Origin of the sequence: Flavobacterium luminosum (assembly GCF_023635005.1) — a bacterium.
Taxonomy (GTDB): domain Bacteria; phylum Bacteroidota; class Bacteroidia; order Flavobacteriales; family Flavobacteriaceae; genus Flavobacterium; species Flavobacterium luminosum.
In genome coordinates, this window is sequence record NZ_JAMLJM010000003.1 from 254,560 (window position 1) to 268,185 (window position 13,626).

The following is a 13,626-nucleotide window of genomic DNA, read 5'->3' on the forward strand; positions in this document are numbered from 1 at the left end:
GCTCCTAGCCCTGATGGCAGTGGCAGCCTAAGCGCAGCTTAGCTATAACGAACAGCAGGAAAGACCATTACTGAAAAGCCCCAGCCATTCGCTCTTAATTATTTTTATGTTTGACAACCGCTTCCACAAATTTCACAAAAATAGGATGCGGATTGGCCACTGTACTCTTATATTCCGGATGGTACTGAACACCTATAAAAAACGGATGATTCTCGATTTCTACCACTTCGACCAAACCGGTATCAGGATTAATCCCTGAAGCTTTTAAGCCTGCGTTTTGAAGCGCCTCTAAGTACGCTCCGTTGAATTCGTAACGATGACGATGGCGCTCTAGGATGTCTGACTTTCCGTAGATTGCATAGGCTAACGTATTTTCCTCTAAATGGCATTTCCAAGCCCCTAAGCGCATGGTTCCACCTTTGTCGGTAATATTTTTTTGTTCCTCCATCAAGTTTATCACCGGATGCGAGGTATTTTCATTCATTTCGGTTGAATTGGCATCGGCATATCCTAAAACATTACGCGCATATTCGATAACTGCCATTTGCATTCCCAAACAAATTCCGAAAAACGGAATTTTGTTTTCACGGGCATAACGCACCGTTTCTATTTTTCCTTCGATTCCTCGGTTTCCGAATCCCGGTGCTACCAGAATCCCATCGAGTCCTTTTAGCTGTTCGGCTACCGTTTTTTCGTCTAAATATTCCGAATGAATACTCACTACATTGACTTTGGTCTCGTTGGCCGCTCCTGCATGAATAAAGGCTTCTAGAATAGATTTATATGAATCTTGTAGCTCGACATATTTTCCAATAAGACCTATATTTACTTCATGCTTCGGATTTTTCAATCGGAATAAGAAATCGTTCCAGTTGGTTAAATCCGGTCTGTTTTTTTCAGGCAGATTTAATTTTTTCAAAGCCACTCGATCTAGACCTTCTTCTAACATTAAATTAGGCACTTCGTAAATCGTTGAAGCATCGATAGACTGTATCACCGCTTCTTTTTTCACATTGCAGAACAAAGCTAATTTCTGACGCAATTCTTGAGAGAGTTCATGCTCTGTGCGACACACCAAAATATCTGCTTTGATTCCGCTTTCCATTAACGTTTTTACCGAATGCTGCGTTGGCTTGGTTTTTAGCTCCCCTGCCGCTGCAAGATAAGGCACTAATGTTAAGTGAATTACAATTCCGTTATTATCGCCTAACTCCCATAACAATTGTCGAACTGACTCTATATATGGCAAAGATTCTATATCTCCTACGGTTCCACCGATTTCAGTAATTACAATATCATACTCTCCACTTTGACCAAGCAACTGCATGCGTTCCTTGATTTCATTCGTGATATGAGGCACGACTTGAACTGTTTTTCCTAGAAATTCTCCTCGACGTTCTTTTTCTATCACTGAAAGATAAACCCTTCCAGTGGTCACATTATTGGCTTGCGAAGTAGGAACATTTAGGAATCTTTCGTAATGTCCTAAATCCAAATCTGTTTCTGCCCCGTCATCGGTCACATAACATTCCCCGTGTTCATACGGATTTAATGTTCCCGGGTCTACATTAATATACGGGTCAAATTTTTGAATGGTAGTTCGATACCCCCTTGCCTGCAATAGTTTTGCCAACGAAGCCGCTATAATTCCTTTTCCCAAGGAAGAAGTCACACCTCCGGTAACAAAAATATACTTTGTTTGATTCATTTTGTTGTTATTGTTGTGTTGTTGTGTATTAAAACCGGGCAAAAATACGATTAATAATTGATAATTTACAATGGGGAAATAACAATTATTCGTTAAACCCTTTACGGTTTTGGAAAGTTTTTTCGGATGTTATGAACCAACTCTTCTAGCCCATTACATTTTAGTTCGTAGACCAATTGCAATTGTTCTCCCAACACGCCTTTGGGAAATCCTTTGCCGTGGTACCAAACTACGTAATACTCGGGTAAATCGATCAGATAACGACCTTCGTATTTCCCGAAAGGCATTTTTGTATGAGCGAGTTTGATTAAAATTGCTTGTTGTTGGTTCATTTTTTGAAGGAAAATAAAAAAACAGAGCGCGCTCTTTTTAAAAAGCTACCCTCTGTTTTTCAATGTATTATTGTCTATCTTAAGAATTAATCCCAGTTGAAAACGATTACTTTTTTAATATCGGGATGCAAGCTAAAAAATACCGGACAGGTCATTGCGGTTCTTTCCAAGATCGTTCTGGTTTTCTCATCTGCTGCTATTCCCATTGAAAAAGTGACATGAATTTCGGTGATTCTTCTCGGATCTGTTCCCATTACCTTGGTCACTTCAGCTGTAGCTCCTGAAAAATCGACCTCCATTTCTCTGGCTTTGATTCCCATAACAGTAAACATGCAAGAAGCTAATCCGTTGGCTACTGTATCCGTTGGAGAAAATGCTTCTCCTTTTCCGTTGTTATCCAGTGGTGCATCAGAAATTATTTCTGAACCTGATTGTAAATGTATCGAAGAGGTGCGTAAATCACCTAAATAAGTCACTTTTGATGTTGCCATTAGTCTGCTTGTTTTATTGTTAAATCGGTATCATAATATAAAATATGTACCCCTTTATTCTGGAAGCCGCCTTCAGGGTTGGCGACATAATTAAATTCACTTTCTACTTGTTCTGATGCCATTTCACTAAATGTTTCCATTATAGCACGCTCTTGGTTAAGACGCAATAAGACATCAAAAGTCACATCAAATCCGCGGGTTGCAAACGGATTAGGCAACACCCTATTTTTCTTTTTAAAATCGGATTCGAAAATCTCTCCTTCTGTTGTTCTGTTAGGTCTTGAAACGGAAGGATAATGCAATTTCAATTTGGTGAGACGATTCATCGGAATTTCTTCGAAATCTAAAGCTTCGTTTTCACCCAAAACTACTAGATTGATCTGAAATTCTTTTAACCAATTCACCAAAGCACCGGTAGTACTCAAAATTAAATTGGTTTTTTCTGTTTCCATCACCACATAATTGATTTTATCTTTTACCAAAAGTGATTTCATTTGTGCCACATCTAAAGTTCCTTTTGGAGTAAAACCAACCAGTTTCACTTCTTTGTGATTGGACTCGATATATTGTTTTACAGAGGCTTTTTTAGGATCAACAACCGCTATCACATTGCCTGCTTTTTGACGCATGAAATCAAACATGGCCTGTTTAATATCGTCCGGCATGGTAGTCGCCTGAATTAAATTAGGGAACTTCTTATCGTAATCTTTCGAAAGCGGAGAAATTACAGGAACTGTTTCAACCAATTGCGCCAATTTTTCGACATTATTTTGATAGAATGGCCCAATAATCGCGTCCATCTCTTTGAGTCGGTTTTGATACACTAGGGATGCCACATTGGAAGTCGATTTGGTTTCATCAGAGTCTAAAATAGTCACCTCTAGATTCATTCCTAGCACCTTAGCGGAGTCGATTGCTGCCAAAGCACCAGCATAAAAATCCAAAGTCATGTTCAAGAATTTGTCTTTTCGCAAACGTGATTTTGTAGAATTTACCGTATCCTGATCTAATTTAGTGATGTTGAAAGGCAACAACAACGCAACTTTCTTCTTCCCGTTATTCTTGAAGGTTTTGGTCAAATCCACCCATTCTTTTTTTACGGCAGATTTAGCCTTCACCGGAATTTTAAGCACCATTCCTTCTTGTAATCCTTCTTTAGCCTCTGGATTTAGGGCCAACAACTCATCCACCGAAATCCCTAATTCTCTTGAGATTCCATATACGGTCTCCTGAGGTTTAACGGTATATTCTGTCGTTTTATATAGTTCCTTAACAACAATTCCTTGCTGAGGAACTACCGGTGTTTCTGCTTTAGGTTGAACCGCCTTGGAGGTATCTGTTGAAGCTACCACTTCTTTTGGACGTTCCCCTTTGATGAGCAATTTATATCCTATAGGAAGTCCGTTAACAATTTCAGGATTTTTTTTCTCTAATTCCTCAACTGTAATCCCGTATTGTTTTGCAATCCCGTATTTGGTTTCTTTGGTTTGTACAATATGGTAAACCGGTTCTTGTTTTTTAGACACCTGTGGCTTAGCCCATCCTTTTTTCACAGGAATCGTTAATTCCTGACCTATACTTAAACCATTTTTAGTTTCTGGATTGGCTTTTTCTATTTCTTCTACGCTGACACCATAGAATTTAGACAAACTGTAAAGCGTTTCTTTAGGTTGAACTTCGTGTTTTTTTAAAATTACACTAGTGGCTTCCTCCTTTTTTTTAGTCTCAGTATTATTTTTGGTTGCCAACGAAATCACTAAAACGGTATTTTCTGCAATTCCTTTTTGAGCATCCGGATTCAGTTTATAAATTTCGTTAGGTTTAACGTTGTATTTGTTAGCAATTTGTGTGATTGTTTCTCCTTTTGCTACTTTATGCTTGATCACATTTTGGGCAAAAGAAAACTGTATTACCAAGGCTATCAACCATACTATTTTCTTCATTTTTCTTCTTTTAGGGCATTTTTCAGTTGGAACAAAGTTATTGTTCCTTATCGATTTGTACAATAAATAAGTATTCAAATAACGGTTTTTTATTTTACAACTATTCCATATTTTTTTAATTAATTTTGAAACATAAGCAATTACAGACCTTCCGAAAAGAGTATCTTGTTTCTGATTCTATTCCAATACATAGTGCAATACTTCATCGCTTGAATGAGGCAATAGTTATGCCAAATGTGATCTAAAAACATTCACTGCTGTTGATAATATCCTATTCATGCTACCGAGATATTTATTAAATCACTAATGCTTTGGGCAATTTTGAACGATGTTGATTTCATTCCTAAAGACATAAAAAAAGTCGTTACGAAATTTTTACTGTAACGACTTTTTTGATCTTTTATTATTTTTTATTCCCACTCGATAGTTGCTGGTGGCTTAGAACTAATATCGTATACGACTCTATTTACTCCTTTTACTTTATTGATAATCTCATTAGAAATTTTCATCAAGAAATCGTAAGGCAGGTGTACCCAATCGGCTGTCATACCATCTGTTGACTCTACAGCACGAAGCGCTACAACCTTTTCGTAGGTACGCTCATCCCCCATTACTCCTACACTATTCACTGGCAGTAAAATAGCTCCGGCTTGCCATACCTTATCGTACAAACCATGCTCTTTTAATCCATTAATAAAAATAGAATCTACTTCTTGCAGAATTCTTACTTTTTCTGGAGTGATATCTCCTAAAATACGGATAGACAACCCTGGTCCTGGAAAAGGATGACGGCCAAGTAATTCATCATTAATCCCTAGAGATTTACCAACTCTTCGAACCTCATCTTTAAACAACATTCTGAGTGGCTCTACGATTTGTAATTTCATAAAATCGGGTAATCCCCCTACATTATGGTGCGATTTGATGGTTGCTGAAGGTCCTTTTACTGAAACCGATTCAATCACATCGGGATAAATGGTTCCTTGTGCTAAGAATTTCACGTCTTCGATTTGATGGGCTTCATCATCGAAAACTTCGATAAAGACACGACCGATAATCTTTCTTTTGGTTTCGGGATCTTCTACCCCAGCCAATTCTGATAAAAAGCGATCAGAAGCGTCAACTCCTTTCACGTTTAATCCCATGTGTTGGTACTGATCCAACACGCTCTGGAATTCATTTTTACGAAGTAAACCGTTATTTACAAAAACACAATAAAGGTTTTTACCAATCGCTTTGTTCAACAAAACGGCAGCTACTGTAGAATCTACTCCTCCTGAAAGTCCCAAGACTACTTTTTCGTCTTTGACTTTTTCTCTTATTTCTGTTATTATATCCTCCACAAAAGCTTTAGGAGTAAAGTTTTGAGGTACTTCGGCAATTTTCACTAAGAAATTTTCCAACATTTGTTTTCCATCTTCCGAATGATATACTTCTGGATGAAATTGAATGGCATAGGTCGTTTCCCCTTCGATACGATAGGCGGCATTTTCTACATCTTTTGTCGAAGCCAAACGCACCCCATGAGTTGGTAATTTCTTAATTGTATCACTGTGACTCATCCAAACCTGACTATTCAGATTGACATCATCAAAAAACAATTCATCGTCTTTTATATAGGATAAATTGGCTCTACCATATTCTCTGATGTTTGAAGGAGCTACTTCACCTCCAGAAAAATGCGCCAAATACTGTGCTCCGTAACAAACGGCCAACAATGGCATTTTTCCACGAATTTGTGATAAATCAGGATGTGGAGCGTCTTCAGCCCTTACTGAAAAAGGACTTCCGGAAAGAATTACCGCTTTGTAACTGGATAAATCACTTGGAATGTGATTGTAAGGAAAAATTTCGCAGAAAATATTTAATTCGCGAACTCTGCGGGCAATCAATTGTGTGTATTGAGACCCGAAATCTAAAATAAGTACATTGTGTTGCATGTGCAAAAAACAGGTTTTCTGTAAGTTGTTGTTTAGTATGAACCCTTAATCAGCCGTCTGAGTGAAAATTATTGATCTAATTTTTTCTCTGATGCCAATTTGGCGCAAAGGTAATTATAATTTTAAATATATAAGAAATCATCTCGCTTTAAAAGAAAACTAGTCACAGTAAAGAACCAATTAAATAACGTAATATCTATGAATTCCCCCTCTAAACAGAAATAGATTTCATTGTATCCTAAACCAGTTCCTATAAAAGACTTGATTAAAAAAATATAAAATTTTCATAATCAAATAATTAAAATTAAAAAAACAAGAAAAATCAAGTTAAAAAATACATTTTTTTACTAAATTTGAGTATCCCCAGACATAGAGCACGAAACTTGAAGAATATATAATAAGTTAAAAATGACTTCAAAATTATTATGCGTTTCAGATACTATATAATTATTCTCATTATCTTAATGCCCATTATGATTCTGAGGGATTTTACTCCTGACAATGAGCTTCGTTACTTAAGCATCGCAGATGAGGCTTTGAAAAATAATCATCTTTTTGCATTTACGAACCATGGACAAGTTTATGCGGATAAACCCCCTTTGTATTTATGGATCGTCATGTTAGGCAAAAGTATGTTGGGAACTCACAATGTATTTTTCTTATCATTTTTTTCAATAATTCCTGCTTTTATCATTATCTATATTATGGACAAATGGATCGGAAAACATTTGTCCAAAACAACTCGTATAGCCGCTGCAGTAATGCTCATGACTTCGGTTTTCTTTTTAGGCGGTATGATAGTTTTGAGAATGGATATGCTAATGTGCATGTTTATCACGCTGGCTCTTTTCACCTTTTATAAGATGTATGAAGGTGCCGAAGGAAAGCATCATCAATGGTTATTAGGATTTTATATATTCATGTCGGTTTTCACCAAAGGTCCGATAGGCATTATAATTCCACTGTTATCCATTGTTGCTTTTTTGATGGTACAAAAAGAAATACGGACTTTCAGTAAGTATTTTGGATGGAGAGTCTTAGCAACCCTACTTATCTGTTTTAGTTTTTGGTTTTTAATGGTTTGGATTGAAGGCGGCAACGGTTATCTCAACAACTTACTTTTCAACCAAACCGTTAATCGTGCAGTAGATTCTTTTAAACACAAAGAACCTTTTTATTACTATATCGTCACGATTTGGTATTCAATTGGTCCATGGTCATTACTATTTATCACCACCATTATTATGGGAATTCAAAAAAAATACATCATCACTGATCTTGAACGGTTCTTACTTACTGTTATTAGTGTCAGCTTTATTTTTTTATCTATTATCAGTTCGAAAATACCGATCTATATGTTACCCGCCTATCCATTTATTGCTTATTTGGCTGTGCTTATTTTGAGCAAAATAAAATGGAAGAAATGGATCGCTATTTCTATTGCTACTCCCGTAATCATAATTCTTCTAGCGGTACCGGTAGCACTATTTTTGGGAATAAATTATTTGAATTCAGTCCAAGTTTTATGGATTTATGCAATAACAGCGGCAATAGTTTTAATAGTAAGTGGTCTGGCTACATTATATCATATTTACAATAAAAAGAATATAATTCAAGCCAGCATTTTTTTTGCAGGAGGACTATTGGTAACTATTCTCATTATTGGGCTGGCAACTCCTTTCCTAAATAATAGGATTGGTTATGGGGAGTTATGCAATAAAGGAAAAGAATTATCTGAAGGAAAAGATAACCCTTTGTACTGTACCTTCAAACTTCGTCGTGCAGAAAACATAGATGTCTACCTGAATACCGATGTTAAAGAAATTTCTCTTGAAGACATAGTTTCCTCAAAGTATAAAGGTGCCATCTTATTCACTAGTGAAAAAAAGATTAAAAACAATCAAATTTTATATGATTACTTAAAAACTAAAAAGCAGGAAGCTGTAGGGAATAATTTAGTAATCCAACTCTAAACGCTAATTTCTTTACATCGCTGATGACGTGCATTTTGTATTAAAAAAAGCGACTAAAAAGATTAAAAACAGAATCCATTTAAAGCAGGAAAACAAGGTAAATAAACTATCACTGTTAATTTAATCAATTTATGGACACACAACTTACAATTATAATTCCAATATATAATGAAGAGGAAAACATGGATAGGCTTTATAAAGAAATGGCGGCTTTTTTACCAGTAGCTAAAAAAAAGACAAAAATACTTTTCATTGATGATGGGTCGAAAGACAAAAGTCTAGAACACATTAGAAGAATATGCGATGAAAATCCTTCGTTTAACTACATTTCTTTTGACAAAAATTATGGCCTTAGCGCGGCCATTAAAGCTGGTTTTGATCAGGTTTCAACTCCATGGGTTGGATACATTGATGCTGATCTTCAGACCCAACCCAGCGATTTCAATATCCTGCTAGATTATGCCGAAAATTATGATCTTGTGACTGGGGTAAGGGTGGATAGAAAAGACTCCTTCATAAAAAATATGTCATCGAAAATAGCAAATGGTATAAGAAGAAGTTTTACCAATGACTGCATGAACGATACCGGCTGTCCTCTTAAAATCATCAAAACAAAATATGCTAAAAAAATACCCATGTTTAATGGCCTCCATCGTTTTTTGCCCGCTATGATTCTTTTACAAAATGGAAAAATCATTCAAGTTCCTGTTAGTCATTTTCCAAGATTGGCAGGAAAATCAAAATTTAACGTTTGGAATCGGCTTATAGGTCCATTGTGCGATTGTTTTGCTTATGTCTGGATGAAAAAAAAATACATCAATTATACAATAAAGGAATCTAAAAATGAGTAACGCTATAACTATAGCGATTGGGGCTTTGGCTCAAATCTTATTCTCTAGCAGGATTATTTTACAATGGATACTATCTGAAAAAAGTAGAAGAGTTCTCACCCCTTTGTTGTTTTGGGAGCTAAGTCTAGTAGCTTCTTTTCTTTTATTTATTTATGGTTACCTACGTAACGATTTTGCCATAATGCTAGGTCAATCGCTTACCTATTATATTTATATAAGAAACATTCAGTTACAAAAGCAATGGAAAAAAATACACCCGTTTTTACGTCTCTTCATTTATATTTTTCCTGTAATCATTATAATCTATGGCTATAATAATGAGCGATACGATATAAACAACCTATTTAATGACGATACCATTTCAACCCCTCTACTCTTTTTAGGTATCATCTCGCAACTTCTTTTTACGTTTCGATTTATCTATCAGTGGTTATACTCCGAAAGAAAAAAAGAATCCTCTTTACCTTTGGGTTTTTGGGTAATAAGTTTATTGGGTTCGGGGCTAATACTCATCTATGCGGTGTTTCGTCTGGATCCTATACTTTTTATTGGGCACCTGATCGGTTTTACAGCCTATGCGCGAAATATAATTATTATTAAAAAAAACAATCCCCATTCTGAGCAATAGCAATAATTAGTCTAGTTATTTTGTTTAGAAAAACGCAAAAACTTCACAAAAACCATGAAGAAAACAAAAAACACCTTCCATCGTTAACAAACATTAAAATTTAAAATACTACTTGATACCAACTTCTGTTTTTTAGCAAAGTCATTTCCTCTAAAATAATGTCGACTTCTTAGTAACTTAATAATTATAAAGTATTCTTAAAACTAAACCTTTTGTACTGTCTATTCAATAACTTTACAGTCGATAAGCCTATACAAAATGAATTTTAACGAATTTCCGGAAAATCCTTTCCAGATCAAGATCTCTTTTCACAAAGTCTTAGAAACCTTGGAACACATTGCGGCTTCTGATGTGGATTATCGCTCTAATTATGCCAAAGCACTGTTAGAGAGAACTTCAAAAGTACCTGAACTTCGCAATGGCATTACGAACATGCGTCAGATTGATGAAAATTCGCAGCTTATCAAACATTTAATGGCCGATTTATTTCCTACAGCACTCACTAAAAATGAAATTAAAGCGGTCACCATTCCTTTTTTAAATATCACTTTCAATTACACCGAACGATTCAAAAAAATACTAAAAGAAGCCGGAAACAATTTTGATTTCACCATTCGAAATCTCAACCAACATCAGTTCTATGTCATGAGCTGTTGTTTAATTCTGAATGCCTATTACAAGCAACATCTCGATTTTAATCCTCCTCTTTTTTATGATATTCCGGATGCCAATGGAATACTAAAACATTACCGAATCTTATACAATGCCGATTTCCTAGAAATCATTCCCACAGAAAAAGCCGTGGCGTTGACTCCTGAGGATATTGCTCTTCTCATGGATAATTTTGACGATTTAGATTTATGGAAAGAAAAATTCCCGCATCAGAGTTGGCTCTTAAAAGGATTTGGCATTATCATTTTATATGATGCCACTACAGAAAATGCAGTGTCTAATTTAAAAAGTAATTTATTGCGTTTGAATAGTGATGAAAAAGACATCAAAAATTCCTTTGAAAAAATCTTCCGTTCTATTTTTAAAATTTCCGATTTAAAAATTGGTTTCACCTCTTTTGTACTCGAGGAAATTAAATTCAATACGATTTCATTTGACAAAAAATTACACAGTTTCCTGCTTTGTCAAAATAAAGAGATGAAATGTAATGAACTATTGAATACCAAGGTGTACCAAACATTAGTTGAGCAAAAAAAAGCCTTGGCAATATCCAACGTTACTCAATTCAGTAAAGAACCTGAAAACGCTTACTTTGGAAATCTGTTACTTTCTCAGGACATCCACAGCTGTATTTTAGCACCCGTAGTCAAAGATGGTCAATTGTTAGGCATTGTAGAATTGGTTTCGTCCCGAGTAGGAGAACTCAATAGCCTTAACAGTCAGAAACTGGACATTGTTATGCCGTTTATAGTAGACACCATTGATCGCTATAACTCGGATATTCATACTAAAATTGAAGCTATTATTCAAAAAGAATACACCTCTATCCATCCTAGCGTCTACTGGAAATTCCAAAACGAAGTCAAAAAATACCTTTTCAATGAACCACTAAATCCGGATTATGTTTTTGGGGAAATTGTGTTCAAGGACGTTTATCCTTTGTACGGTCAAATAGATATTAAAGAATCTTCTGATACGCGCAACCACGCCACTAAAACAGACATCCAGAATCAGTTGTATCTTTTGATTTCAGTTTTACAAGCTTTGTTTCAAGAAACGAAACTCAACATTCTAGAACAGCGAATTTTCGAATTAAAAACCTATTCTAATGAAACCGCTGTTACGTTGAAGGCCGATTCAGAGCAACAAATACAACGCTACATCGAGAATGAAATTCATCCGATGCTCAAAAAACAGTCTGTTTCCCTAAAAACCCAAAAACTGATTACTAATTATTTCAATGAGATTGATCCTATCACCGGTTCTTTTTACAAGGAAAGAAAAAAATTCGACAGTTCTCTATCGACTATCAATCAGAAATTAAGTGCAATTTTGGATCACCAACAAAAAGAAGCGCAAGCCATTTTTCCGCACTATTTTGAACGATTTAACACGGATGGTGTTGAACATAACATGTATATAGGAAGCGACATTTGTCCACAAGGGAACTTCAATTTAACCTATTTATACAACATGCGTTTATGGCAGCTTCAGGTGCTTTCCGAAATGAACAAAGAACATTACGCAATTCGCAGTTCGCTTTCCTATCCTTTAGAAGTCACTTCCTTAATATTGGTCTTTAGTTCTCCTATCACGATACGTTTCCGAATGGATGAAAAAAGATTTGACATCGATGGCTCTTACAACGCCCGTTATGAAGTTATCAAAAAACGAATTGATAAAGCTTTAGAAAAAGGAACACAAAAAAGGATCACCGCAGAGGGTAAAATCACCATTGTATATTCGCATCGCGAAGAAGAAAAAGAATACATCAAATATATTGAATACCTTCAATTTCAAAAAATATTGGAACCTACCATCGAATTTCTTGAAGTAGAAGACCTACAAGGGATTTCGGGCTTAAAAGCGATACGTGTGGGTGTTTCTCTGCCTTAAAAACCTGAGTTTTTAAAAGCCCATACAAAAGCAAAAACGGAGCAAATTATCCCCAACATAAAAATGGTATAGGTAATGCGTAAAAGTTTGTATTTTCTGTTGAGTACTATCCCTAGAAAATATAAATCTTTAATCATTGAATTGTAAAGATATTCGCGATCTTTCATCAATTCATTAACTGCCCATTCGTATTCGGTAAGTGGCATTTTGTAAAAATTCCCAAAAAAGAGCAAATTCACTTTCTTATCTTCAATATCCTTTCTCGTAAACACCCCACTAGTCACTTTAGGACGTGTCGACATGATGGCAAAAATTATAGAAACCACACTGAACATTAAAAGGGTAAAAGTAGGCATAATAAGGTGCATATTACCGGGACTATCTAATTTCGGAATCAGAGTAGACAATGAAATGGAAATAATAATAGCGTTTACGGAAAGTAGAATGTTTGCCTTACTATCGGCTATTTCACTCAAGCGTGTGTGGTTATTAAGCGTGGTTCGAAACATGGTATCAATCCCACGTTCGGGACGCTCTAATTTTTCCATTTTTTTCTTATTCAGCTTCGATTTGGAAAAACCGTCCCCTTCACCTTTCAATTTCTGTATTTCTTTGTGAAGCAGAAAAATGTTTTGATCCTTAATGGGCTGCCAATTTTCTTTGGCATAATCTGTAAAATAGCGATGACAGTTGACCAATATTCTTCTGTTTTCTGTCATCCATTCCAAATCGGTAAAAACTTTCCCTTGGGTTAACTTCCATTCTTCTCGTAGCAGTTGACAAATTGAAATGTAATCCTGACTCGCAAAATGAGCATAATCAGCATCTTTAATGATTTTTTCCAAGTGGTTTTGTGGTTCGTGACCCACTTCAGTCGCTTTGATTAATTGGGTCACTTTACCAATAAATTCTTTATCTTTATTCCAATTTTGAAGAAAATCCTGAGCAATCAAAATACCTTGTTGTTCATGATCCGAAAAACCTTTGACGTAACCCGTATCATGAAACCATGCCGCAAGAAGCAATATTTCTAATTCTTCAGCCTCGACTTCTTCTTTCTCTGCTAACTTTTTGGCAGCTAAAACAACTTTTTGGGTATGATTAAAATTATGATAGGTATAAGTGTCCAGAAGATTATCTTTGTAAAGTGTAAAAACAAAATCTTCTGCTGTTTGAATAAGGTCCATAAAAG

Annotated in this window: 10 protein-coding genes; 4 read left to right on the forward strand and 6 right to left on the reverse strand. The window is 35.6% G+C overall.

From position 1 onward, the window contains the following. Positions 1–94: 94 nt before the first annotated feature. The 5 genes from NAT50_RS06180 to guaA all read right to left on the reverse strand — a co-directional run bounded on the left by NAT50_RS06180 (position 95) and on the right by guaA (position 6,414). Positions 95–1,708 carry a CTP synthase gene (locus tag NAT50_RS06180; RefSeq protein ID WP_250592344.1) on the reverse strand — a complete coding sequence of 538 codons (1,614 nt, stop codon included), beginning with the start codon at positions 1,706–1,708 and terminating at the stop codon, positions 95–97. Positions 1,709–1,809: 101 nt separating this feature from the next. After that, complete coding sequence (locus tag NAT50_RS06185) at positions 1,810–2,040, reverse strand: DUF3820 family protein (RefSeq protein ID WP_250592345.1); 231 nt, start codon at positions 2,038–2,040, stop codon at positions 1,810–1,812. Between the two features lie 86 nt (positions 2,041–2,126). Beyond that, on the reverse strand, positions 2,127–2,531 hold the full coding sequence (locus tag NAT50_RS06190) for an OsmC family protein (protein WP_250592346.1): 405 nt from the start codon (positions 2,529–2,531) through the stop codon (positions 2,127–2,129). Further along, entirely contained in the window at positions 2,531–4,474 is a 1,944-nt protein-coding gene (locus NAT50_RS06195; protein ID WP_250592347.1) for a PBP1 and LysM peptidoglycan-binding domain-containing protein, read from the reverse strand. Before NAT50_RS06195 ends, NAT50_RS06190 begins: the two co-directional genes overlap by 1 nt. A 410-nt stretch (positions 4,475–4,884) precedes the next feature. Next, positions 4,885–6,414 (reverse strand): glutamine-hydrolyzing GMP synthase, encoded by a 1,530-nt coding sequence (gene guaA / locus NAT50_RS06200; protein ID WP_250592348.1) that lies wholly within the window; start codon positions 6,412–6,414, stop codon positions 4,885–4,887. Positions 6,415–6,887: 473 nt separating this feature from the next. Between guaA and NAT50_RS06205 the strand changes: the two genes are divergently transcribed. From NAT50_RS06205 to NAT50_RS06220, 4 genes are all read left to right on the forward strand, one after another. Further along, on the forward strand, positions 6,888–8,387 hold the full coding sequence (locus NAT50_RS06205) for an ArnT family glycosyltransferase (RefSeq protein WP_250592349.1): 1,500 nt from the start codon (positions 6,888–6,890) through the stop codon (positions 8,385–8,387). 131 nt (positions 8,388–8,518) lie between these two features. Further along, positions 8,519–9,238 (forward strand): glycosyltransferase family 2 protein, encoded by a 720-nt coding sequence (locus NAT50_RS06210; protein WP_250592350.1) that lies wholly within the window; start codon positions 8,519–8,521, stop codon positions 9,236–9,238. Then, entirely contained in the window at positions 9,231–9,866 is a 636-nt protein-coding gene (locus tag NAT50_RS06215; protein WP_250592351.1) for a lipid-A-disaccharide synthase N-terminal domain-containing protein, read from the forward strand. The genes NAT50_RS06210 and NAT50_RS06215 overlap by 8 nt, the downstream gene beginning before the upstream one ends. 258 nt (positions 9,867–10,124) lie before the next feature. Beyond that, positions 10,125–12,434, forward strand: a complete 2,310-nt coding sequence (locus tag NAT50_RS06220) for a GAF domain-containing protein (RefSeq protein WP_250592352.1) — start codon at positions 10,125–10,127, stop codon at positions 12,432–12,434. Here the strand turns inward: NAT50_RS06220 and NAT50_RS06225 are convergent. Continuing rightward, positions 12,431–13,621, reverse strand: a complete 1,191-nt coding sequence (locus NAT50_RS06225; RefSeq protein WP_250592353.1) for a Pycsar system effector family protein — start codon at positions 13,619–13,621, stop codon at positions 12,431–12,433. The two genes, NAT50_RS06220 and NAT50_RS06225, sit on opposite strands and share 4 nt — an antisense overlap. Positions 13,622–13,626 lie beyond the last annotated feature (5 nt).

Bases quoted from the DNA above. Each gene is read 5' to 3' on its own strand.
- NAT50_RS06180 (WP_250592344.1), bottom strand. From the start codon at position 1,708: ATGAATCAAACAAAGTATATTTTTGTTACCGGAGGTGTGACTTCTTCC.
- NAT50_RS06185 (WP_250592345.1), bottom strand. From the start codon at position 2,040: ATGAACCAACAACAAGCAATTTTAATCAAACTCGCTCATACAAAAATG.
- NAT50_RS06190 (WP_250592346.1), bottom strand. From the start codon at position 2,531: ATGGCAACATCAAAAGTGACTTATTTAGGTGATTTACGCACCTCTTCG.
- NAT50_RS06195 (WP_250592347.1), bottom strand. From the start codon at position 4,474: ATGAAGAAAATAGTATGGTTGATAGCCTTGGTAATACAGTTTTCTTTT.
- guaA (WP_250592348.1), bottom strand. From the start codon at position 6,414: ATGCAACACAATGTACTTATTTTAGATTTCGGGTCTCAATACACACAA.
- NAT50_RS06205 (WP_250592349.1), top strand. From the start codon at position 6,888: ATGATTCTGAGGGATTTTACTCCTGACAATGAGCTTCGTTACTTAAGC.
- NAT50_RS06210 (WP_250592350.1), top strand. From the start codon at position 8,519: ATGGACACACAACTTACAATTATAATTCCAATATATAATGAAGAGGAA.
- NAT50_RS06215 (WP_250592351.1), top strand. From the start codon at position 9,231: ATGAGTAACGCTATAACTATAGCGATTGGGGCTTTGGCTCAAATCTTA.
- NAT50_RS06220 (WP_250592352.1), top strand. From the start codon at position 10,125: ATGAATTTTAACGAATTTCCGGAAAATCCTTTCCAGATCAAGATCTCT.
- NAT50_RS06225 (WP_250592353.1), bottom strand. From the start codon at position 13,621: ATGGACCTTATTCAAACAGCAGAAGATTTTGTTTTTACACTTTACAAA.